Annotated in this window: 20 protein-coding genes; 11 read left to right on the forward strand and 9 right to left on the reverse strand. The window is 65.3% G+C overall.

Annotated elements, in window-relative coordinates; translation table 11 throughout:
* Positions 1–265 precede the first annotated feature (265 nt).
* On the forward strand, positions 266–1,600 hold the full coding sequence (locus tag AC1DDG_RS07575; protein WP_476875548.1) for an ammonium transporter: 1,335 nt from the start codon (positions 266–268) through the stop codon (positions 1,598–1,600).
* Between the two features lie 24 nt (positions 1,601–1,624).
* Here the strand turns inward: AC1DDG_RS07575 and AC1DDG_RS07580 are convergent, their stop codons facing one another.
* A complete protein-coding gene (locus tag AC1DDG_RS07580) occupies positions 1,625–2,278 on the reverse strand; it encodes a DNA alkylation repair protein (RefSeq protein WP_476875549.1) in 654 nt (217 codons plus the stop codon).
* Between the two features lie 165 nt (positions 2,279–2,443).
* On the opposite strand from AC1DDG_RS07580, the gene AC1DDG_RS07585 reads away from it, so the two are divergent.
* The 3 genes from AC1DDG_RS07585 (at position 2,444) to AC1DDG_RS07595 (ending at position 4,718) form a co-directional block, all read left to right on the forward strand.
* Entirely contained in the window at positions 2,444–2,677 is a 234-nt protein-coding gene (locus tag AC1DDG_RS07585; protein ID WP_230118057.1) for a hypothetical protein, read from the forward strand.
* A 207-nt stretch (positions 2,678–2,884) separates the two neighbouring features.
* Complete coding sequence (locus AC1DDG_RS07590) at positions 2,885–3,262, forward strand: cupin domain-containing protein (protein WP_476875550.1); 378 nt, start codon at positions 2,885–2,887, stop codon at positions 3,260–3,262.
* Between the two features lie 592 nt (positions 3,263–3,854).
* A complete protein-coding gene (locus tag AC1DDG_RS07595) occupies positions 3,855–4,718 on the forward strand; it encodes a glycoside hydrolase family 16 protein (RefSeq protein ID WP_476875551.1) in 864 nt (287 codons plus the stop codon).
* 105 nt (positions 4,719–4,823) lie between these two features.
* Here the strand turns inward: AC1DDG_RS07595 and AC1DDG_RS07600 are convergent, their stop codons facing one another.
* Complete coding sequence (locus AC1DDG_RS07600; RefSeq protein WP_476875552.1) at positions 4,824–5,243, reverse strand: nuclear transport factor 2 family protein; 420 nt, start codon at positions 5,241–5,243, stop codon at positions 4,824–4,826.
* 22 nt (positions 5,244–5,265) lie between these two features.
* Positions 5,266–6,483: a pyridoxal phosphate-dependent aminotransferase gene (locus AC1DDG_RS07605; protein ID WP_476875675.1), complete on the reverse strand. Its 1,218-nt coding sequence runs from the start codon at positions 6,481–6,483 to the stop codon at positions 5,266–5,268.
* Positions 6,484–6,644: 161 nt separating this feature from the next.
* Here AC1DDG_RS07605 and AC1DDG_RS07610 point away from each other — a divergent pair, with 161 nt between their 5' ends.
* The gene (locus AC1DDG_RS07610; RefSeq protein WP_476875553.1) at positions 6,645–7,535 is read left to right on the forward strand and encodes a ribonuclease Z; all 891 of its coding nucleotides are present in this window, start codon (positions 6,645–6,647) and stop codon (positions 7,533–7,535) included.
* Between the two features lie 70 nt (positions 7,536–7,605).
* Here the strand turns inward: AC1DDG_RS07610 and AC1DDG_RS07615 are convergent, their stop codons facing one another.
* The 6 genes from AC1DDG_RS07615 to AC1DDG_RS07640 form a co-directional block, all read right to left on the reverse strand.
* Entirely contained in the window at positions 7,606–8,583 is a 978-nt protein-coding gene (locus tag AC1DDG_RS07615; protein ID WP_476875554.1) for a dienelactone hydrolase family protein, read from the reverse strand.
* A 108-nt stretch (positions 8,584–8,691) separates the two neighbouring features.
* A complete protein-coding gene (locus AC1DDG_RS07620) occupies positions 8,692–9,267 on the reverse strand; it encodes a hypothetical protein (RefSeq protein ID WP_476875555.1) in 576 nt (191 codons plus the stop codon).
* A gap of 72 nt (positions 9,268–9,339) precedes the next feature.
* Positions 9,340–11,613, reverse strand: a complete 2,274-nt coding sequence (locus AC1DDG_RS07625; protein WP_476875556.1) for a DNA/RNA non-specific endonuclease — start codon at positions 11,611–11,613, stop codon at positions 9,340–9,342.
* Positions 11,614–11,644: 31 nt separating this feature from the next.
* On the reverse strand, positions 11,645–12,025 hold the full coding sequence (locus tag AC1DDG_RS07630) for a DUF6507 family protein (protein WP_476875557.1): 381 nt from the start codon (positions 12,023–12,025) through the stop codon (positions 11,645–11,647).
* A gap of 20 nt (positions 12,026–12,045) precedes the next feature.
* Positions 12,046–12,351 carry a pore-forming ESAT-6 family protein gene (locus AC1DDG_RS07635; protein ID WP_230118066.1) on the reverse strand — a complete coding sequence of 102 codons (306 nt, stop codon included), beginning with the start codon at positions 12,349–12,351 and terminating at the stop codon, positions 12,046–12,048.
* 82 nt (positions 12,352–12,433) lie between these two features.
* Positions 12,434–12,775, reverse strand: a complete 342-nt coding sequence (locus tag AC1DDG_RS07640) for a hypothetical protein (protein WP_230118067.1) — start codon at positions 12,773–12,775, stop codon at positions 12,434–12,436.
* Between the two features lie 195 nt (positions 12,776–12,970).
* Here AC1DDG_RS07640 and AC1DDG_RS07645 point away from each other — a divergent pair, with 195 nt between their 5' ends.
* The 6 genes from AC1DDG_RS07645 (at position 12,971) to AC1DDG_RS07670 (ending at position 21,050) form a co-directional block, all read left to right on the forward strand.
* Entirely contained in the window at positions 12,971–13,243 is a 273-nt protein-coding gene (locus AC1DDG_RS07645; RefSeq protein WP_476875558.1) for a hypothetical protein, read from the forward strand.
* Positions 13,240–14,607, forward strand: a complete 1,368-nt coding sequence (locus tag AC1DDG_RS07650) for an EsaB/YukD family protein (protein WP_476875559.1) — start codon at positions 13,240–13,242, stop codon at positions 14,605–14,607. The genes AC1DDG_RS07645 and AC1DDG_RS07650 overlap by 4 nt, the downstream gene beginning before the upstream one ends.
* A gap of 205 nt (positions 14,608–14,812) precedes the next feature.
* Entirely contained in the window at positions 14,813–15,715 is a 903-nt protein-coding gene (locus AC1DDG_RS07655; protein ID WP_476875560.1) for a CpaE/TadZ family protein, read from the forward strand.
* Positions 15,716–15,718: 3 nt separating this feature from the next.
* Positions 15,719–19,702: a type VII secretion protein EccCa gene (gene eccCa / locus AC1DDG_RS07660; RefSeq protein ID WP_476875561.1), complete on the forward strand. Its 3,984-nt coding sequence runs from the start codon at positions 15,719–15,721 to the stop codon at positions 19,700–19,702.
* Positions 19,699–20,124, forward strand: a complete 426-nt coding sequence (locus AC1DDG_RS07665; protein ID WP_476875562.1) for a hypothetical protein — start codon at positions 19,699–19,701, stop codon at positions 20,122–20,124. The genes eccCa and AC1DDG_RS07665 overlap by 4 nt, the downstream gene beginning before the upstream one ends.
* The gene (locus AC1DDG_RS07670; RefSeq protein WP_476875563.1) at positions 20,121–21,050 is read left to right on the forward strand and encodes a DUF6177 family protein; all 930 of its coding nucleotides are present in this window, start codon (positions 20,121–20,123) and stop codon (positions 21,048–21,050) included. Before AC1DDG_RS07665 ends, AC1DDG_RS07670 begins: the two co-directional genes overlap by 4 nt.
* Positions 21,051–21,070 lie beyond the last annotated feature (20 nt).

Below are 21,070 nucleotides of genomic sequence, written 5' to 3' on the forward strand. Positions count from 1 at the left end.
TAATGAACCGTCTGGACGTATCCTCACCGAGCCACGCCGGCCAAGGCCCATGTTTCCGCTCCAAAGGCCTTGTGAGCGCCCAATAAGGCCGCGCCTCAAGCGGCCCCGTTAACATTCCGGAAACAGAGCGGTCATGCGGGCTTTACTTTAGGACGATTTCTGAAACGTTGACGTAACTCGGCTAGCCATGGCCTGAAACAAACGTCCACGAGTATCGATACGGGGGAAATCGGCCGGCATCATCGGAGCCCGGTTGGCAAACTTGATGCGAAGGGACACACGGGTGGAACTCACTGCGGGAAACGTCTGGGTAATGGTGTCGGCGGCACTCGTTCTACTCATGACCCCAGGTCTGGGCCTCTTCTACGGCGGCATGACCCGTGCGAAGGCTGCCCTCAACATGATCATGATGAGCTTCGTCTCGGCGGGCATCGTCGGAGTCGTCTGGGTCCTCTGGGGTTATTCGATGAGCGGCGGCGAAGGCTTCCTGGGCGTGTTCGGCAATCCGTTCGCCAGTTTCGGCCTCTCCAACATCGTTGGTTCCGACCTGATCAAGGCCGGCTTCAGCGGAACGTTCGCCATGGTCACCGTGGCCCTGATCAGCGGCGCCATCGCGGACCGGGCGAAGTTCACCGCCTGGGTCATTTTCGTCCCGCTCTGGATCACAGCCGTCTACTGCCCCCTCGCTTTCATGGTCTGGGGCGGCGGCCTCATGAGCCACGGCGGAGCGGTCAGCGCAGTCTTCGGACAGGTCATCGACTTCGCCGGCGGCACCGTCGTCGAAATCAGCTCCGGCATCGCAGCCCTGGTTCTTGCCCTCATCATCGGCAAGCGCCACGGCTTCGGCAAGGACGCCAGCAACCGGCCGCACAACGTCCCGTTCATCATGCTCGGCGCGGGTATCCTCTGGTTCGGCTGGTTCGGTTTCAACGCCGGCGCGGCCACCACCGCCGAGCAGGCCGGACTGATCTGGATCAACACGCTTGCGGCTCCGGCAGCGGCGATGCTCAGCTGGCTCGTCACCGAAAAAGTCCGCCATGGCCACCCGACTTCGCTGGGTGCTGCGTCCGGCGCCGTCGCCGGGCTGGTCGCCATCACTCCCGCCTGTGCCAACGTCAGCCCTGTCGCCGCGGTGGCCCTCGGTTTGGTTGCCGGGTTTGCTTCGGCCATGTTCGTGGAGCTGAAGTACAAGTTTGGATTTGACGATTCGCTCGACGTCGTCGGTGTCCACCTCGGTGCCGGGCTCGTCGGCACACTGGCCCTGGGCTTCATCGCCCTGCCCGTCAACGGCGAAGGCGGCGGCCTCTTCTACGGCGGCGGCATCCAGCAGCTCGTTGCCCAGACTGTTGCCGTCCTCATCACCCTTGCACTGTCCGCGTTCATGACGGCGGTGATCGGCATCGCCCTGCACAAGACCATCGGCTTCCGTGTCAGCCATGAGGACGAGGTCACGGGCGTAGACCTGACCGAGCACGCCGAGACCGCGTACGAGTTCGGCGGACTTGGCCCAAGCCAGTTCCACCCGCTCCGCCAGCACATCCACACCATGCCGTCGGCGCAGCAGAGCGTCCAGCCCGTGCCGGAAACGGTCAGCGCCTAAGCGCCTTCGGGTACAGCCGCGCGCCTATACGCCGGTCGAAAGCCGCAACTCCGGCCGGCTTTTCGCCACTTCATCCAGTACGAGGGAGATTGCCTCACGGGCTGCCCTGCACTCGGGTCCATCGCCCGCGGGTTCCGCGAGAATGGTCCTCGCCTGGCTGGAGAACCTGTCCCAGTCACCCCTGCCGCCCCGAAGTGCCCGCAGCGGCGCCAAGAGGGCAGCACGGCGCAACCAGACGTCAGACTCCCCCGCCCACCGGTCCAGCACAGCGTCAGCCCGTCCCCTGCCCTGAGCGTCGAGACCCTCCATCAGGGGACCAACGACGTCCACCGCCAAAGGATCGACCAAGTCGCGCAATCGTGCCGTCCTGACAAAGCCTTCGATACGGGTCAGGTCTGAGTTCATCAGTAGCCGCACTTTGGATTGAAGCAGTACGACGGCGGCGAGGCGGCGTTCAAAAACCGGCACAGCCCAGAGCTCCGAACTCAATGCGGTGACCTCGTCGTGCGTCAGGTCGGAGTGGCGGCGGAGGGCATCGCGGATGGTGCCCCGCACCGCCCCAACCGAGGAGCCGTAGAACTGAAGATCGTCGCCAAGCTTGAGACGCATATCTTCGGCCCGATGCCACGCACCTTCACGTTGAAGGGCGATGTCGATGAACTCGCCAGCCTCACTCACCTGACTATTCTTTCCGGTCCCGCGCCGCGACGTCTAATCCCCCTGATGCACGTGTCTTGGTCAATTGTGAGGGCTTATCCGAGCCGGCGGCCGCGCCTATACTCGTTGCACCGGCTCTTTCACTGCGCAGAGGCAGCGACGGAATATTGAAAGGTCGAGGTCGCCGTGGTCACGAACCCGTTTCGGCACCTACAGCACGATGACTCTGAGGCTTCGAAGAAGCACAGGCACAAAACCACCTCATGGCTGCAGCGCGAAGAAAGCCAATTCAGCCACGGCAACAGCAGCCTGTTCTTCATCGCGCATGACACGCCGTCGCCTCCCGGCGTGACCTGCATCCAGGGGCATGAGGTCAGGCCCGGCGAAACCACCTGCGACCACGGGCATCCCGTCGGTTGATCATCAGCGCAAAGGCACCCCCGGCCATTGAGTCCCGGCCTCCATCGTGGAGTATCGACAACTGCGACCGAACGGAGGAGGCTGTCACCGTACGCAATCTGGTGAATGGTTTGCCGTGATATCTGCGCGCGCGTGCTCATTCTGCTGTCGGGTTTCAGTATCTGACCTGACGGCCCATATCCACCCCACGTTGAAAGAAGGAGTGCAATGCCCAGTAACGTTGTCACTCAGCTGGATGTGAAGTCACACAACACCCCTGACGAAAAGCGCCGCCCGGATAAGGCCGCGGTCGACGTCGTCACGGTTGGCGACTACACCATTGGCCGGCTCACATTTGAGCCCGGATGGCGTTGGTCCGAGTCAATCAAGCCCGTGGTCAATACCGACTCGTGCCAGAACAGCCACGTCGGCTTCTGCGTCGCCGGGAAACTGGTCGTCGAAACGACTGATGGAAAACGTATCAACATCACTCAAGGCGATTCGTACACCATCCCGCCAGGCCACGACGCCTGGGTCGAAGGAGACGACTCGTTTACGGGCATCGAGTTCCTGAGCGCTGCCACGTTCGCCAAGGCGGCGGACTAGCCTTACTGCGCCGCGCCGCCGGCTCCCGACGCGGTTTTTGCCTGCAGTCTTTGGGTCCGCGCCGGCTTCCCGGATCGGTGGGCCGGCTTCCCGGATCCGTGGGCCGGCTTCCCGGATCGGTAACCAGGGAACCTGGCCACCGATCCGTCGGACGCTTGAACACCGGGAGCCCGCTGCATGCAGGCGCCGTTAGATGCGCCAATAGCGCTGATCGGTAGCGGGTAGAGCCCGCGCTGAACGGCAGCGTCGGTCCCACGGGGCCGTTGCGCCCGAAACATCAAAATCGCCAGCCGACGCCTGCTCCTGCATGGTGACCATTCCCATGCGACCGGACATTGCCAAGCACTCGATTCCATCCTGTCAACCGATTTCGGTTTGCAGTCGATGGTCACGAACAGGTAACGTTGGCGACTGGCCCGGAGGGCTGGCCCGAAAACCGGGCCCCGGATGCCTGAACGCAGGGCTCTGGACGCGTCGGGCGGCACCGTTGCCGCCCCGGCTCCCGTAAAGGGGGCCGAAGAACTTCCGCATGCGTCATCACACCCCAGCTGTGTTTCGTGTGCGCCATTCCTATGCCCGGAGGGGTCCTCTTTTGTCCAAGAACAAGCTCGCCATAGCCATTGCCATCGGCGCTCTGTCCCTGACCGGGTGCAGCGTCGCTCCATCTGCAACCGGCACCACCAGCCCCTCGGTTGCCGCCGGTTCAGCCGCGGGTGCTGCAGCGGGTGCTGCAGCCCCCGCGTCCTACGCACGCGGCGCTGCGGCAACGACGGTTGTGCCAGCCTCCTACCTCACCACAGCGAGCACAGACAAGCAGGCCGCCACAAGCCTGCGCTGGGGCCCGGTCCTTGCGGGCGACGAGTTCTCCCGCGCCGGTGCACCGGCCGCCACAAAATGGAGCGTCTACAAGGGTTCAGGGCATGCGGGCAAGGGTGTCCGCAGCGCGAAGGCCTGGTCCGTCGCCAACGGCGTTGCCACGGTAAAGGGTGACTCGGCCGGGACCACCGGCGGCATGTCTGCAAAGTTCGGGCGCCAAAAGTACGGCCGCTGGGAAACCCGCATGAGGACCAGCGCGCGGGCACCGCAGTATCATCCGGTTCTGATCCTCTGGCCCAACAGCAGCACGGGTTCGAAATGCTCCGAGGTCGACTATGCCGAGGGCACGTCTGATACCACCAAGATGAAGTTCTTCCTGCACTACGCCTGTGGCGGCTCCAGTTCCCAGACCACGATGGCGAAGGCCGTTGATACGACGCAGTGGCACAACTACGCGGTGGAATGGACTCCTTCCGGCATCACCGGATACATCGACGGCGTGAAGACCTTCACCGACACCAACCGGGCGCACTTGCCGTCGGTTGCCATGCACCAGACACTGCAGCTCGACTGGTTCCCGAACGGGGCACGCACCACGCCTTCTCAGATGCAGGTCGACTGGGTCCGCGTCTACAAGTAAGACGGGCACCAACGCAGGCTTGGCGGGTCCCTGTTTCCTCTCCTCCGGGCATGCCGGAGAGGAGGAACGTCGGGGCAGCTTCCGCACTGCACAGGGCCTGCCTGCTCAGTCCCCTGAGCGGCCGGGTCGGCGTCCGGACAGGTCCTGCACCGCTTGCTGGATGCCCACATCTTCGCGCTCGACATTTTCAAGGTAGAGGCGGCCTGCGGTGATGAACGCGCCAGCCACTTCGAAAAGGGTCACCCCACGGACGTGGAACCGCTGCCCGTCAGTCCGGTTTCCGGACCACAACCATTCGCTCCATGTGGTGTTGCCGTCGTCGACTGAACGGACCACTTCCGCGCGGAAATCAGGAATGCCGGCAAACATCGCCCGCCAGTTTGCGTGCATTTGGGCCCGGCCAACGAAGGCCCTGCCAGGATGCGCCGGCTGCTCGCTTCGGTAGTCCTCGTGGAACAGCGCGGCTGCCGCTTCGAGGTCATGGGCGTTCATTGCCGCCGCCAGTCGATCAACAATTTCATTCAATAGTTCGCTCCCTTTTTAGTTGCTAGCTGCTCCGGTAGGCTGCAAGGAACGCGGAGATTCTGCGCACTGCTTCCTCGATGTCTTCCACGGATGGAAGGATGACGAAGCGGAAATGGTCAGGCTCGGGCCAATTGAACGCCGTTCCGTGCGAAACCAGGATCTTCTGGTCCCGCAGCAAATCCAGGACAAACTGCTCGTCGTTCTTTACCGGATAGAGCTCTGGATCAAGGCGTGGAAACAAATACATTGCTCCCGCGGCGGGGACGCACGTCACGCCGGGTATGGCGGTGAGCAGTTTCAGCGCTCGGTCACGCTGTTCCCGCAGTCTTCCCCCGGGCCGGATCAGCGCATCGATGCTCTGGTAGCCGCCGAGACAGGTTTGAATCGCGTGCTGGGCAGGGACGTTTGGACACAGGCGGAGAGAAGCCAGCAGTTCCAGCCCTTCGCGGTAAGCCAGCGTCGCCGCGTGCGGACCGGTGACGGCCACCCAGCCAGCGCGGTAGCCGGGCATGCGGTACGCCTTGGACAGACCGCTGAACGTTAGGCAGCAGACATCGTCCGCCACTGCGGCAGTGTGGATGTGCTCGGCGTCCTCGTAGCGGATTTTCTCGTAAATCTCGTCGGAGAAAAGGACGAGATTGTGCTTGCGTGCCAGGGCGGCGAACTGCTCCAGAACCTGCCGCGGATAGACGGCCCCGGTGGGGTTGTTCGGATTGATAATAACGATCGCTTTAGTGCGCTGGGTGATCTTCGCCTCGACGTCGGCCATGTCCGGCCACCAGTTTTCGTCCTCGTCGCACAGATAATGCACGGGTTTGCCGCCAGTGAGCGAAACGGCGGCTGTCCACAAGGGGTAATCCGGAGCAGGGATGAGAACTTCGTCACCGTTTTCCATGAATGCCTGAAGACTCATGGAAATGAGTTCGCTGACCCCGTTGCCAACGAAAATATCCTCGACGCCAATCTGCAGGAGACCCCTGGTCTGGTAATACTGTGAGATGGCGGTGCGTGCCGAGAAGATGCCCTTGGAATCGCTGTAGCCCTGGGCGCCGCGCAAGTGGTGGATCATGTCCACCACTACGGATTCAGGCGCTTCAAGTCCGAATTGCGCGGTGTCCCCCAGATTCATTTTGAGAATCCTGTGTCCCTCGGCCTCCATTTGCTTGGCCGTCTGGAGCAGGGGTCCTCGGAGTTCATACCGGACGTTCTGGAGTTTGCTGGAGAGCTGCATCGGACGCATGGTTGATCTTTTCATAATCCCGCCACGAACGTTGTTGCCGCCGATTTGTTTTCGCCAACCCGCGCGCAGCCCATTAGAGATATGAAGTATTGTTCCCAAGCGCCCCATGAAGTTGCCCCGCACGATGGCCCTGCGCCGCGAGCCGGTGAGACACTCCCTTCATGCGTGAATTGGTCGTCCTTGGCACGTCCTCCCAGGTTCCGACGCGGACCCGCAACCACAACGGCTACCTGCTGCGGTGGGACGGCGAGGGCCTGCTCTTCGACCCGGGGGAAGGCACTCAGCGGCAGATGATCCACGCCGGAGTCTCGGCCAGCCAAATCACGCGCATCTGCCTCACTCATGTCCACGGCGACCACTGCTTTGGGCTGCCCGGAGTGCTTTCGCGCATGGTTCTGGACGGCGTGGCGCATCCGGTGCACCTGCACTATCCCGCCTCCGGCGAGGACGTGGTCCGGGCGCTCGTGTCCGTCACCCCTCCACGCATTGACCTGCGATTGCACCCGCACTCCGGTCCCGGACAGATCGCACCGGGGCTGGAAGTGCGGCCACTGAAGCATCGCGTCGAGACCTACGGCTACCGGCTCACCGAGCCGGACGGCCACACACTCCTCCCGGACCGGCTCGCAGCGGCCGGCATTGCAGGGCCGGACATCGGCCGCCTGCAAAGGGACGGCAGCTTGCGCGGAGTGCACCTCAACGACGTAAGCGTCCGTCGGCGCGGTCAGCGTTTCGCCTTCGTCATGGATACGGCGCCGTGCCGGGGCGCAGAGGAACTCGCGGAAGGAGCTGACCTGCTGGTGGCGGAATCCACCTTCAGTGACGACGACGCCGGCCTGGCCGCCCAGTACGCCCACCTCACCGCCGGGCAGGCAGGCGAACTGGCTGCCGCAGCTGGAGTCGGCACGCTCGTCCTCACCCACTTCTCGTCCCGCTATGGGGATGTCAACCTGCTTGCCGGGCAGGCCCGGGCATGCGCCGGCGGGGCAACAGTCGTGGCCGCGAAGGACCTTGACAGGATCACATTCCCCAGCCGGCAGCGGACGCTGTAACGTGCGGGACGCAACGTAGTCGTCGTGAGCATACGGGCCACATGGACGCCTCACGCCAACGCGCGCACCGTCAGACGTACTTGCCGAACCAGGCCAGTGTGTCGTTCCAGGCGGCGGTCGCCTGCGTTTCGTTGTAGCGATCTCCGGTGTCGTTGTGGAACGCGTGGTCGACGCCGGGATATACCTTGAGCTCGTGGCGGACGTCTGTGGCGGCCAGCGCATCCCGGAACGCCGGCATTGCGCCGGTAATCCGGTCGTCAAGTTCCGCATACACGCCAAAGACCGCCGGCTTGATGGACGGGACCTTGTCCAGATCGGGAGCGGGTCCGTAGAACGCCGAGGTTGCCTTCAGACCAGTCAGCTCCGTCGCCGCCTGCCAGGTGATCCCGCCGCCGAAGCAGTAGCCGGTCATGGCGATCCGGTCCGGATCTACGAAGTCCTGGGACTGCAGGTAGTCGAAACCGGCGGAAAAGTCCGCCACGTGGCGTTGTGCTCCGGCCTTGGTCAGTGCCCCAGGGACGGCATCCCGGTCCAAACTCGCCGTGCCTCCCTCCCTGCTCAGCAGGTCCAGCGCCAACGCTGTGTATCCGGCCTTGGCGAACCGGCGTGCCACGTCCTGGATGTGCGGGGTCAGCCCGCGGTTCTCATGGCAGACCAGTACAGCGGGCCCTGCCTTACTGGCCTCGGGGCGGGCAAGGTAGCCGCTGACGTCTGCTCCGCCGGCAGGGAATCGCACCGTGGCCGTCACCAGGCCCGCCGCACCCTCAGGAACGGAAAGGGGGCTTTTCGCCCCCGGTACTGCGCCGGCGGAAGCCGCGCTGCTCCCGGGAAGCGACGACGAAGGCGCCGGGGTGGGCATGGGATCGGTGCTGCGCGGAACTTCATTCGGCGAGCAACCGACCAGCAGCATCGCGGCCGATGCTGCCGCCATGCTGCCGGTGATGAATGCGACCCTGCGAGTGAATGCGTGCTGGGTCATGGCGCCAGCGCTGTAATCGTCGAAGAATTCCTCGATCAGGTACTTCTCAAACTTGCCAAGCTGGGTCATGAGGGCCTCCTGGAGTTTTGCCGCAAATCCTCCTCCGAAGCCCGCCGTACTTCAAGGGGCACGGTGCGACCGGTCCCGGTGGTCGTCCGCCGGCAGCTACCGATCAGCTCATTTCCCGAAAATCTTCTTGCTGATCTTTGAAAAGACGCCGGGCTCCTTTGTCGGATCAATGACCACAGGATCCACAGAGAAATCTGTGCCGGTATCGGACACGGGCAGACGTTTGTTATCCCAGTCGACAGTTTTCATATCGGCGTTGTACACCGGAGGGGAAATGCCGTCGGCGCGAAAAACATCCCACATCCACTGAGGAATGTGGTCGACAGTACGGGGAAATGCCAATAACTCCGAAGTCAGTACGCCCGCCGTACCGACTCGCCGGGATGCAACTCCACCGGCACCTCCGGAAGCCGGAATTTCCTCGTCGAAAACCTCAACGAATCCAGGTGCATCGGGAAATACATGGACGCGTACCGTGATCCAGCTACCGAAACCGGGACGAAACGCGCTCCTCTTGAACTCGCCGAGCCAGGCCAGCTCAGAGACAGGAACGCGGTGGCGGCCCGTAGTGAAGGTCCACGTGTCCCCGGTCCTCATATCCCCGTATCGGTGTGAGAATCCCGCAAAAGTGGATTGCGTGATGACCAACTCATCGACGTCGGCAAAGGCGCCATCCGGCCCCATGCACGTTCTCTGGAGAGCTTGGAGGGCCGTCTGCACCTCAGCTGTCCCGGCCGACTGGCTAAAATCTGGCACCTACTTCACTCCCTGAACGAGGTTCTCGAAGACGTCGAAGACTTCGCGTTCGCCCGCGAACTCGTACCCAACCGCAATTGAGTGCGGCATTCCGGGCTTAGGCCCGGGCACGTTCTCCATGGACCAGCTCAGATCTACCGCCTGGCCGGCCGCCAGTCGCTGCTTGACGTCGTCCCTCATCGTACGCTCCAACTCGTGGAACGCGGGGCCGCCAGCGTTAGGCACACCGGCGCCGCGATTCTGGAACTGGTGCTGGGCGAACAGGCCGATTCGTTCCCCTGCACCCCCTAGGAACGAGGGTGCTGAATGCCCACCCTCGTAGGCCGGTCCGCCGACTCGCTTTCCTGCCAGCAGCTGCTGCCAGGCGTTTCGGTTCATGTTCCCGGCAAAGGTCGACGTGATGCGGCCCGAAACACTCTGGGCATGTCCCGTGGCGTCAGTTGCGTAGGTGAATGTATTTTCGAGGTCTCCGTCGACCTTTGCCACCACGTTGTATGTCACATTCGGCACCGGCTTATTGAGCTCCGGGGACCACGCACCGCGGACTCCAGCGTAGGTGTCTACCCTGACTACCTTGCCGGTGGCATCCGTGTAGTACTTCTCAATCGAGTCCACGGGTTCATGGGTCACGTGGTTCATCGTTGTGCGGTGTTCAACCACGTACTCCGCGTTGGGCTTGAGTCCCACGCGGTCGGCGAAGCTATCCCTCTTGCTGACCGGGAAATTCGCCTCCCCATGCCGGACCACGATGGTCTGCGTGACAGTCCCGGGTTTTGGAAAGTGTTCAACGGGGCTGACAACCTGCGCCATGGGCGTCTCGGGAACCTTGGCCGCGCGGACATGTGCCGCGGCCGAGTCCAGGCTGTCGGCCATTCGACCCATTGATCCGTGTCCAAGGCTGGCTGCACCGGCGGGTGAAACGGCAACTTTCGGGATCGCCTGATCGGTCGCTCGCAGGAGCGTCGACGCACCTTCCAAGGGACGGACCACCGCATGGTCCCAGACGGCCACCGGCGCCTGCTCAGCTGCCATCCACGCACCTACCTTGACTTTGGTGAGAGCGTCCAGAACGTTGGCGGTTGTTTGTGGCATGACGAGGTCGGAAACTTTCAGTGCCAGCGAACCGGGCTTTGACAGGACCGTTCCGGTGGAATAGAGCCCTTGGGCCGTGGTCCCGAGCAGGGCGGAGACCTTTCCAAGCCGGGCACTGTCCATCGTCGCGATGCTGAGTTTCTCCGCCGCCAGCCCGGCCTTACTGGCGACCGTCCCGGACTTCACTGCGGCGCCGGCCCCGCCGCCAACGAACAAGGAAGCGGTGTTGAATATCGCAGCACCCATGGCCCAATTCTGGTTCGTGCCCGCTTCGTCCAAATGCGCAAACGATGAAAGAACTGACCCCCAGTCCACAGAACCCGGATTGGTGACCAGGGTGTTGATGCCACCCCAGGCCTGATCGCGCTTTGCCTGGTTTCCAGTGCCAGTCAGGGACCAGACACCGTCCACAAGTTCCACCGCCCCTGCGCCCACACCCTGCAGGAACCCCAAAACCCCGTTCGGCCGGTACGGGACGGTCTGCATGCCCCAGGGCTGCTCTTCGTCGTGGTGGTCGATACCCACGAACGTGCCGGCGTCCCACAGCCAGTCATCCACCCAGTTTCCGGACCGGTGATCCGTCATGGGTGCCTGCGCCACGGTGCGCACGTCTCCTCCGGAGAGCACCGCCAAGGCAGCCGCACAGGTGTTTTGGGCCGCGTCATAGTCACTGCGAATGGCCGCGACTTCAGCTGCAAGGGCGTTGCGCCGGCCTGTCAGGTCGGCGTCGCCGCTCCAGTGCCGGGTGACGTTCGTGGTGACCTGCTCACCCTTAACCATCGTGGTCACTTCCACCGAGGTGGGAAACGAATCGATGTCCGCATCCAGCGAATGAACCCGCCGCCCGTAGGCTTCCAAGCGTTGCTTCAACTCCCGGCAGGTTGAAGAAAACGCGGTGAGGGCAGTCGCCGTCTCCGCTCCGCCGCGCTGCACCCGTTCTGCGGCGGGTGTGACCTTCCCGAAGGCGGCCAGAACAGTTGGAGCATCGTCGGTGGAGTACGACGACCCCAGCCCCTGCCATTGGCTGGCCGAGGAGGAGATGCCCGCCATGAAGTCGTCTGCGTGCCGCTGCAGCCCATGCGCCGCAGCGTCCAGGGCATCGACGTCGGGCAGGCGGAAGCCGCCGCTCGGATCCAGTCCGGACGATCCGGTCTGAACACAGACATCGGGAGCCAAAGCCATTTCGCCGTTCAACCCCTCACTAAAATTCTCATCATTGAACTGTCGCCGGGCCGGCGTTCTTGAAACCTGCCGACTCGTCGCCCGCAAGCACTGCCGCGGCACCGGCACTCCGCTGCGCCGAGGAGGCCATCGCAAGGTCGCCCTGCTGGTAGAAATTCACTGCCTGCACTGTGGACGTGATGATGGTCCCGGACCGTCCCACCACTTCATTGGCTGCGGGCCCAATTCCCAGGTTCAGCACATCGTTTAGGGCGGCCAGCACCACGGCTGCTTCGCCCGGGATCGCTGCCGCTGCCTGCTGCAATGACCTGCCCATGCCGACGAGTGCGGGCTGGACGGATTCAACCTGAGCGGCCGTCGCCTTAATGGTCGCCGCTGTCGCAGCGACGTCGATGTTCCACGAGCCTGTCATCAGCCGGACATCCGACCGCGTTAGCCGATGCCCTGCACCGCATTGCGGGCAGAGGTGGCAGCCGTGGAGGCGGATTCGTCGTTAAGGCCGAGCGTGCTGCGGACCAGCGCGACGATTGCCTTGACCTCGTTCGCCGCGTTGCCCCACCGCGCCTCAACCGCCTGGTATTCGGCGTCGACGCCGTCTGCGCGAAAGTCGGCCATCGCTTGATTGACGTCGGACTGGCGCTGGGCGATGAGGCCTTCGAGTTGGGCGGCGAGCGCCTGAATGTCGCCCTGTACCTGGGCGGAAACGTTGGTGTCGTATGCGATGCGGTTAGCAGTCATGGGTATGTCGGAGCCTGCGGCGGCTCCTGCTCCGTTCCGGATTCAAAGGAAAATTTGTTGCGGACAGGCGGCAGGAACTGCCTCAGTTGGCCCGGCCCTGGAAGCGTGCGCCGTCGAAGTTCGCGGACCCTTCCGTACGGCGGGCGTTATCACTGGCCGCCAGGTCGCCCTGCTGGAAGGCTGTGTTCATCCCGGACTGGCCGTGCACGATTGCGGCGAGGGCCGCGTTGAGTTCGGACGCCACGAGATCGGAGCGGTTCTTGAAGGCATCAAACGACGCCTTGCCTGCTCCGCTGAATCGGCCCTCGAGTGGCGTCACCGCATCCACAAAACGCCGGACCAAGGCACCGAGGTCCTGATGCGACACGTCAGTCTGCTTGTTCAGGTTACCGATCGTGTCGGCACCCATATCAAAAATGGCCATAGCTCCCCCACCGGAATATGAGACCGCGCCGGCGCCGGACGGCGCCAAGGCACGTTAACCAGCATGGAGAATCCCGGCGCATAAGTCCAGTCGATGCACTAAACAGGCTCCGACAACGCGTGACTTGCGGAGTCTGAATAGTGCCGCGGTAGGTTTGTGGGTGCCCTGGTAACGGATATGGAAGGGGGCCCGTTCGTGGCAGACGACTATGACGCCCGGCTACTTGAATCAGCACGCGTAAGGAAGCACAGGCTGGACGACTCACTGCTCTTTGGCGGCAACACCCAGGAGCGGAGCTATAGCTCGGCAACGGGCCGCCTCCTGCAATCGTTGCTGATCGCTGCCCTCGTCGCCGCGATCTGCGTTGGCTACAGCTTTGTCCACAGCCTGTTGGAGGACCAGAACCGCAAGCAGGCCGGCTCCGCAGCCACCACCCACTCCGCCATGATGAATGGGATCACCCCTTGAGCACAGCCCTCAGCCGCGTCACGGTCATTTCCGCTCACCGGCATCTGGACCTGCGGCTTCCATCAGACGAGCCACTGGCCTCGCTCATACCCCAAATCCTCACGCTCCTGCACGATGGGCCCCCGGACGCGCCGCCACAGCCCTCGCGTGGAACGGCCCCCGCTCTCATCACGTCGTTGGTCCTGACCACCAGCCTGGGATCGACCCTGGATGTGTCGCATACACTGCGGCAGTCCGGGATCGTCGACGGCGCACTGCTGTACTTGCGTGATGAGCGCGATGTGCCGCCTGCCCCGGAGGTCTACGACGTCCCGTCGTTTGCAGCGGCGGCCACCGAGCGGATGCCAGCGCTCTGGTCAGGCACCCTGCGGACGGTCGGACTGGCCGCAGTCGCAGGACTGCTTCTGGCCGGCAGCAGCACCGCCGCCGTCTTGCTGCAAGGTACCGGACCGGGCGGCGGGTCCGGCACGCTGACCGGGATCATCTCCGCGGCGGCCCTCATCCTGCTCGGCGCCCCCGTCATGCGCCTGCGTGCCCTGCCGGCCGGGGTGGCGTTGACGGCTGCAGGCGCCGCCGTGTCGGTGACGACGGCTGCCTGGGCCACGGCCGATCCTGGCACGGGAGCGCTGTTGGCGGGCGGCGCCATAACTCTGGCCATGGCCGCCATGGCCGTGGGGACGGGGAAGTATGTTCCCTGGCTTTCCAGCGCCGGACTGCTCTCGGCGCTGGGCGGGACCTGGGCGCTGCTCAACTGGAGCACGTCCGATGCGCCTCTGGCCGCAGGGCTGGCGGGTATTGCCGGCATCTTCACGCTGGGTGTCGCCCCGCGGATGGCCACGGCGATTGCGGGTCTCAGCGGCCTCGACGACGACCAGCGCCAAGGCAGGCGCATCACCCGACGCAGCACCTTGGACGCCATCCATTCGGCCCACGGGGCGCTCACGGGGTGGACCCTGATTTCGTCCGCAGTGACAGCAACCGCCGCAGCCGTCACCGCGACTGCCGCGGACCGGCCCGTCTGGGCAGCCTTGCTGCCCCTCGCGTTGCTGGGCGCGCTGACTTTCCGCGGACTGTCGCTGCCGCTGCTGGCACAACGCGCCGGAGTCTATGTCGCCGCCGCCGCCGGATTCCTGGCTTCCGTCATTGTGCTTTCCCGCGCGGCGGAGCAGCCGTTCCTGCTGGCCGGGGCTGCAGGTCTGGGCGTGCTCGTACTGGCAGCCTCCGCGGCCCGGGTCCGGGACCAGACCGCAGCCCGCCTCCGCGTGGTCGCCGCACGGATAGAACTCTGTTGCGTGCTCTCCACCATCCCACTGGTTCTCGGTCTGTCCGGAGCCTACACACAGCTAGGACAGACCTTTGGCTGACAAACGCCGCAACGGATTCCCTCTCGGCATGACATCCGAGCGACGGCTGGCCTCCCCAGAGGATGCGGCTCCGCCGGAAACAACGACGGCGGCAGCTGGCTTTCCAGGCATGGTCGCCGCTGCGCCCGCGCCAGTTGGACATTCGGCACCGCTCGCTGCTCCTGCGCCACCCCGAGCCCGGGCACCGCGAGCGCAGGAACCGGTCGTGGAAACGCCCGCCGTTCCGACGCCGCGTCCCGACACGACGCCGCGTCCCGATCCCGCGCCGAGCTCTTCAACAGGCCACCGAAAGAACGGCGACACGTTGTGGGAACGGATCCGCTTCGAAGTCACCGACGCTGTGACGTCCGGGTCGCTGTCGGAGCGCCTGATCCGGGCCAGCGCCGCTGTCGAGGCGCCCATCACCACGGGACGGCGGATCGTCGTCGTCGGAACTGCCGGCGGTGCCGGTACGTCAACGGTGACCGCGGTCCTGGCGAAACTCTTCGGCAGCCTCCGGCAGGAAACGGTCATGGCTCTGGACAGCACGGACCAGTCGGGGAGGCTTCTGCGCTACCTGGGCGCGCCAGGACCGGCGCCCCTGTCCGCGCTGATGCATCAGCTGCGTACCCAACCTGTCCGTACCCTGCCGGACGCCACGGCCTGTGCGGTCCTGTGCGGAAACCAGATCTTTGCCGCGGACCGCCGGGACGTGCTGACGCTGGCCGACTCGCCAATCGGCGTCGCGGAATGGACTGATGTGTCCTCTACCCTGTCGCGGTTCATGGCCGTCACGGTGGTCGACGCCGGGCACTCCCCGCTGTCGCGCCACTCGGCCGCGCTGCTGTCGACGGCGCACGCCGTCGTGCTGGTCACTCCGCCGGGAGACGCCGATGTGGCCCTCCTAGGCAAGATCCGCGCTGACCTGGCGGATTCGTTCCCGGCTGCCCAGCAGCTGAGCGCCACCGTGCGCTCGCGGCAGGCCGGGGCGGCAGCCGCGGACGGCCTGCCCTACGACCGCCACCTGGCCTCAGGCGGCGCCGTCCAGCTCAGCAGGCTCGGTTCACGGACCAGGATCGCCGCCACGGAACTGGCAGGTCGGGCTCTGCTGGCGGCCAACAGGAGCTGAGCCATGACTATCCGAATCGTCCACAGGCCGGCCCGGACAACCCTCCCCGAACGGGCCTCGGATGCCGCCCAGCTGGACGCGCCCCCGCAGCTGGCGACCGGTGGCGGCACAAACCTGCTGGCACTTGTACCCATGCTGGGCGCCGCGACCTCCGTGACCGTCATGATGCTGTTCCGCGGTTCATCCCTGGCCGGCATCGGAGCCATCATGATGGTGGCCACCGTTTTGGCCTCCGTGGTGCTGCTGTTTTCCCAGCGCGGCAAGTCAACGCGGCAGCGGGCGGCCAAACGCCGCCTCTACCTGGACTACCTGCGACGGCGGCGGCAGGACTTTGAGGCGGAGGAGCACCGTGCCCGGGCTTCGGCCAACGCCGCACACCCGCCCGCCTCCAGGCTGGTCGAAAATGTGGTCAATGATCCGCACCGGCTGTGGGAGCGGCGGCGGACCAGTCCGGACTTCCTGCTGACGCGTTTCGGCACGGGTGCCGTCCCCCGGCGGAGTATCACGGTCCAGGACAGCGGCGACGCGGTGGAGCGGCCCGACACTTTCATGCTGTCCGAAGCCGAGCAGCTGCGGCAGCGGTTCATGTCCACCCCGGATGTTCCCCTGACCCTGCCGCTGGGATCCGTCTCCGAGGTTTCAATCGTCGGTGACCGCGCCGCGGCCCTGATGGTATGCCGCAGCCTGTTGGGCCAGCTCGCAGCCGCCCACTCCCCCGAGGATGTGGAGCTGGCCATCGTCGCCGGAGAACGGCAGCTGGACGATTGGGACTGGGCCAAATGGCTGCCGCACCTGCAGGAGACGGGTGGCAACGTCCGGCAGGCTGCGTCCTTCCAGGAGCTGGCCCCACTGCTGCGAAGCTCACTGGACGCACGAGCGGCGGCCCTCACCAGCGCCGCCCGTAACTTCCAGCTGCTCCCGGCAGACGCCCTGCCCCGCCTTGTGGTCATCTCGGACCTGCCGGGACACGACGCAACGCCCCTTCCCGGCGTGCCGGCCGGCCTTGACCTGAACCGGCTCGCGATCACGAGGATCCACCTGCTGACGGAACAGCAGCACGAGCCCGAACGCGTTGACCTTCGCCTGACCGTCTCATCTGATGCACTGACAGTGGAGGCCACGGCCACCGGCCAAATGGTCACAGGCATTGCCGACGAGGTGCCGCCCGAGGTTGCCGATGGCTTGGCGCGTGCCCTCGCGCCCCTGCGCCTGTCCGAGATGTCGCACGAATTCGGCGAGCACAAGTCATCCCGCAGCTACGCGGAAGCCCTGGGGCTCACCGAGTACACGGCCGAGGCAATGCTCCGCCTGTGGCACACGGACCGGGGTCCGGATTTCCTCCGCGTGGCCATCGGCGAAGACGATGACGGCGCCCCCGTCCACCTGGACCTGAAGGAACCGGCCCAGCAGGGCATGGGCCCGCACGGGTTATGCGTAGGGGCGACGGGGTCCGGCAAGTCAGAGCTGCTCCGCACCATCGTCCTTTCGCTGATCGCCACGCACTCCCCGCAGGACCTGAACATGGTCCTGGTGGACTACAAGGGCGGCGCCACCTTTGCCCCCTTTGAGGACGCACCCCATGTCTCAGGCCTCGTCACCAACCTGGTGAGCGACGCCAGCCTGGTGGACCGGATCCATTCCAGCCTCTCGGGTGAGGTCAAGCGGCGTCAGGAACTGCTCAAGCGCGGCGGCGATTTCGCCCACATCAACGACTACCGGCTGGCGCGGGAACGGACGCCGGGCAACCCGGCGCTGCAGGAGCCGCTGCCTTATCTGTTCGTCTGCATCGACGAATTCGGCGAACTGCTCACCGCCCGCTCAGACTTCATCGACCTGCTGCTCTCCATCGGCAGGATCGGCCGTTCCATCGGCATCCACCTGCTGCTCGCCTCCCAGAAGGTCGAATCAGGGATGCTCCGCGGCCTGGACACGTACCTTGCCTACCGGATCGCGCTGCACACGAACTCGGAAAGCGAAAGCCGCACCATCATCGATGTTCCGGACGCCTACCACCTGCCCAGCACACCGGGGCACGGAATCCTGAAGGTGGACACCACGGTGTTCAAGAGATTCCGGGCAGCGTACGTGTCCGGCGCCCTTCCGTCGAAGGACGACGACGGCGGCGCCCCCGCCGAGGAGACTGTCCCGGTCACGCTGTTCAAACTAGGGGCACAGCCGCCGCTCCCCGTACTGCAGGGAGCCGGCCCAGCAGGCGGATCCGTCTCCCCCGACGGTTCCAGCGTCGGGATCCAGCCCGAAACCCACTCGTCCGACGGTTCCGGGGACCGCCCCACCATCCTGTCCGCCGTCGTCGGCTTCGCATCCGCGCAGCCGCGCATGACACAGCCGGTGTGGCTGCCGCCCCTTCCGGCGGCCGTGTCCCTGCACGGTACCGGCGCCGCCCTGAACTTGACCTCCACAGGGCCGCGGCTGGCCCAGCCCCGTTACCTGGCCCCCGCCGTCGGCATACTGGATGACCCCGCCCGGCAGTGGCAGGGCCCTTGGCATCTGGACTTCACGGCGCGCGGCGGCAACCTGGCAGTGATCGGCGCGCCGCAAAGCGGCCGGTCCACGGCGCTGCGGACCGTCGCTGCTGCGCTGGCCCTGAGTCACAGCGTGTCCGACGTCAACCTCTATGCCGTGGATCTGCTCGGCAACGCCCTCGCCGGACTGGCGGACCTGCCGCATTGCGCCGGCGTGGCCGGCCGCGGAAACCGCGAACTGCTCCGACGCACCGTTGAGGAGGTCCAGGGCCTCCTCAACATCCGCCAGACGGTGTTTGACGCGAACAGGCTCGACACGGTTCAGGCGATGCGGTCGGCACGCGGCAAAGGCCGGCTCGAAGAACTCAGCTGCACCGACGTGTTCCTGCTGATCGACGGATTCGGCAGCCTGAGTTCGGAGTTCCCGGAAATCGAAGATGCAGTCCACGACATCATGACCCGCGGCAGCTCCCTGGGGATCCACGTCGTGGTGAGCGTCCGGAACTGGTCGGAGGTCCGCATGACCAGGCAATCGCTGCTCGGCAACAGGATCGAACTGCACATCGCCGATCCCGCGGACTCGCTGGACCGCAGGCTCGCCAGCACGCTGGGGCCGAACCGGCCCGGAAGGGCTCTGACCATGGACAGAACCATCGGCCAGTTTGCGCTGCCGTCCCTGGCCGAAGCCCCTGACGCCGGCAACTCCGCCGACGAGCTTGGCGAACTCGCCCACGCCCTCCGGCAGTTCAGTGACCGGACGGCACCCCCCGTCCGGGTGCTGCCGCCGCTCGTCCCGCTGCCCGCAGGCGCCCCGGTAACCGGCACGGTCGCACTGGGCATCCGTGAGCATGACGCCGAAACAGAGCATCTGGACCTGTTCGGATCAGACCGCGGAGCGGTGATCTTCGGTGACCCGGAAACGGGCCGGACCAACCTGCTCAAGGCCGTTGCCACCCAGCTCATCGCCACGCATGAACCCGGCCAACTCGCTTTTGCCGTGTTCGATCCGCGGCAGCAGCTGCAAAATTTCATCCCGGATGAGTATCTCGGCGAGTACGCCTCCAACGGCCAGCGCGCCGCGCAGCTGGCCGACTTTGTCGCTGGCCAGGTCAGGGAACGGCTCGGCGACGGCACCGGCGCGCCTGTGAGGTCACCCCGCATTGTGCTGCTTGTGGACGACTACGACATCCTCGCCGCAACAGGCAGCCAGCCGCTGCGGCCACTGGCCGGTTACCTGCCCTCGGGCTCCGACGTCGGGCTGTTTGCACTGGTCACTGGCAGGATCAGCGGTGCGGCGTTGACTGTGCACGATCCGTTCGTCGCAGGACTGCGCGCTGCCGGTGCCCCGGTGGTCATGTTCTCCGGCGACCGGTCCGAAGGCGTGATCGCCAACGGAGAGCGGCCCATGCCGCTGGTCACCGGGCGCGCCAGGATACTCCGCCCCGGACGGCACGCCACGGTACTGCAGACTTTCCACCACGACAGCGAGGCCGCCCAGCCGTGAGTTACGACTTCCACCTGATTTCAGACCAGGATCCACGGCTGGGGCTCTTCCACCGGGCTTCGGCGCAGTTTGAAAACAAGTTCACGTTGGTGCCCGCAGAGAATTCTGCGGACCTGGTCATCGCTTTCAACGGTGAAGACCTCGCGCTGCTCAGCGCACCCCAACGCACTGCCAACGAGGAACTTCAGCGCATCTTCGGCGCTGATGTGGCCGGCCAGCTCGAGGGAGAGGCTTGGGTCTCGGAAGTCAGCTGCGCTGTGGACAAGGAAGATGCGGACAAGGAAGATGCGGAGTCGGAAGACGCGGACAAGGAAACCGCCGAGTCGGTCCGCGCCTTCCTCATGATCACTGTGATTGGCACCAAAGGGCTCGTCGTTGATCCGCAGGCCAACCAGGTCCTGAACGCGGGCTGGGGATCGTGAACGCGACGCTGCCGCTGCTGCTCGTGGCCGCGCCGGCGCCGCACCCCTGGCTAAGCCGTACGCTGCGCGCCCAGCTCGGCGACGCCGCCCGGGCAGCCGCCCCCGGCAGCGTCGTCGCCCTGCAGACCCAGCCGCTGGCAGCACCCAGTTATCCGCTGCTGGCGTTCCTCAAGGCCTCCGGCGTCACTTGGGTGACTGAAGTCCCAAACGGAACCGGGCTCTGCGGCGCCTTCTCGGCGCGCGGGCCGGGCGACGCACCGGCGCCGCATCCCGCCGTCGTCCTTCATGGCAGCGTCCTGCATGCGGGGAGCCATGAACTCGTCATCGGAGATTTCACGGCCGGGATGCTGCAGGCCGTCACCGGCGGCAGGCCGGAGTACGCCGGGCCCGCCGAGCCGCTGGGTCAGCCCTGGGAGACGGCACCCATGACCACATGGTTCCGGAAGCACATGCCGTCGGCAACGATGCTGTTCTCCGGCCGGGGCTTTGCGGGTGCGCTGACCGTTGCCCGCACGGGATCCGGCGTCGTGGAATCCTTTGATGCCATGGTTTCCGCTGAGGTGCGGGCTAATCCTGCGCGTGCAGATCCTGACTGGCGGAATGCCGAGAAGGTGGCGGTGGCGTCCGGCGCGCAGGAGTTCGGAGTGGAGCTGCATTTCGGTGCCGACGGGCTCGCGGTTCCGGCCGGCCACGACGGTTTCCGCGTGCCGCAACTGGCACTGATGGGGCCCGGCCTGGTTCGCCAGCTGCGGCTGGATCCTTCCACCCTCGACGGCGTCAGCGCCGAGTTCCGGGGATCACCGCCGCTGCGGCACCTGGCGGTCCGGTTCCCTGAGGCGGTGAGCCAGGACGCGGCTGGCTGGGACGCGGGCCGTGCACTGGCACTTCGGGAGCGTCTGCTGCTCGGCCTGGCAGCAGATGCCTAGGATTTTGGGTCTGCAGGATC

The sequence above is a fragment of the Arthrobacter sp. 10L430 genome (assembly GCF_056395245.1).

Bases quoted from the DNA above. Each gene is read 5' to 3' on its own strand.
- AC1DDG_RS07575 (WP_476875548.1), top strand. From the start codon at position 266: ATGCGAAGGGACACACGGGTGGAACTCACTGCGGGAAACGTCTGGGTA.
- AC1DDG_RS07590 (WP_476875550.1), top strand. From the start codon at position 2,885: ATGCCCAGTAACGTTGTCACTCAGCTGGATGTGAAGTCACACAACACC.
- AC1DDG_RS07605 (WP_476875675.1), bottom strand. From the start codon at position 6,483: ATGCGTCCGATGCAGCTCTCCAGCAAACTCCAGAACGTCCGGTATGAA.
- AC1DDG_RS07610 (WP_476875553.1), top strand. From the start codon at position 6,645: ATGCGTGAATTGGTCGTCCTTGGCACGTCCTCCCAGGTTCCGACGCGG.
- AC1DDG_RS07615 (WP_476875554.1), bottom strand. From the start codon at position 8,583: ATGACCCAGCTTGGCAAGTTTGAGAAGTACCTGATCGAGGAATTCTTC.
- AC1DDG_RS07620 (WP_476875555.1), bottom strand. From the start codon at position 9,267: ATGGGGCCGGATGGCGCCTTTGCCGACGTCGATGAGTTGGTCATCACG.
- AC1DDG_RS07625 (WP_476875556.1), bottom strand. From the start codon at position 11,613: ATGGCTTTGGCTCCCGATGTCTGTGTTCAGACCGGATCGTCCGGACTG.
- AC1DDG_RS07630 (WP_476875557.1), bottom strand. From the start codon at position 12,025: ATGACAGGCTCGTGGAACATCGACGTCGCTGCGACAGCGGCGACCATT.
- AC1DDG_RS07635 (WP_230118066.1), bottom strand. From the start codon at position 12,351: ATGACTGCTAACCGCATCGCATACGACACCAACGTTTCCGCCCAGGTA.
- AC1DDG_RS07640 (WP_230118067.1), bottom strand. From the start codon at position 12,775: ATGGCCATTTTTGATATGGGTGCCGACACGATCGGTAACCTGAACAAG.
- eccCa (WP_476875561.1), top strand. From the start codon at position 15,719: ATGACTATCCGAATCGTCCACAGGCCGGCCCGGACAACCCTCCCCGAA.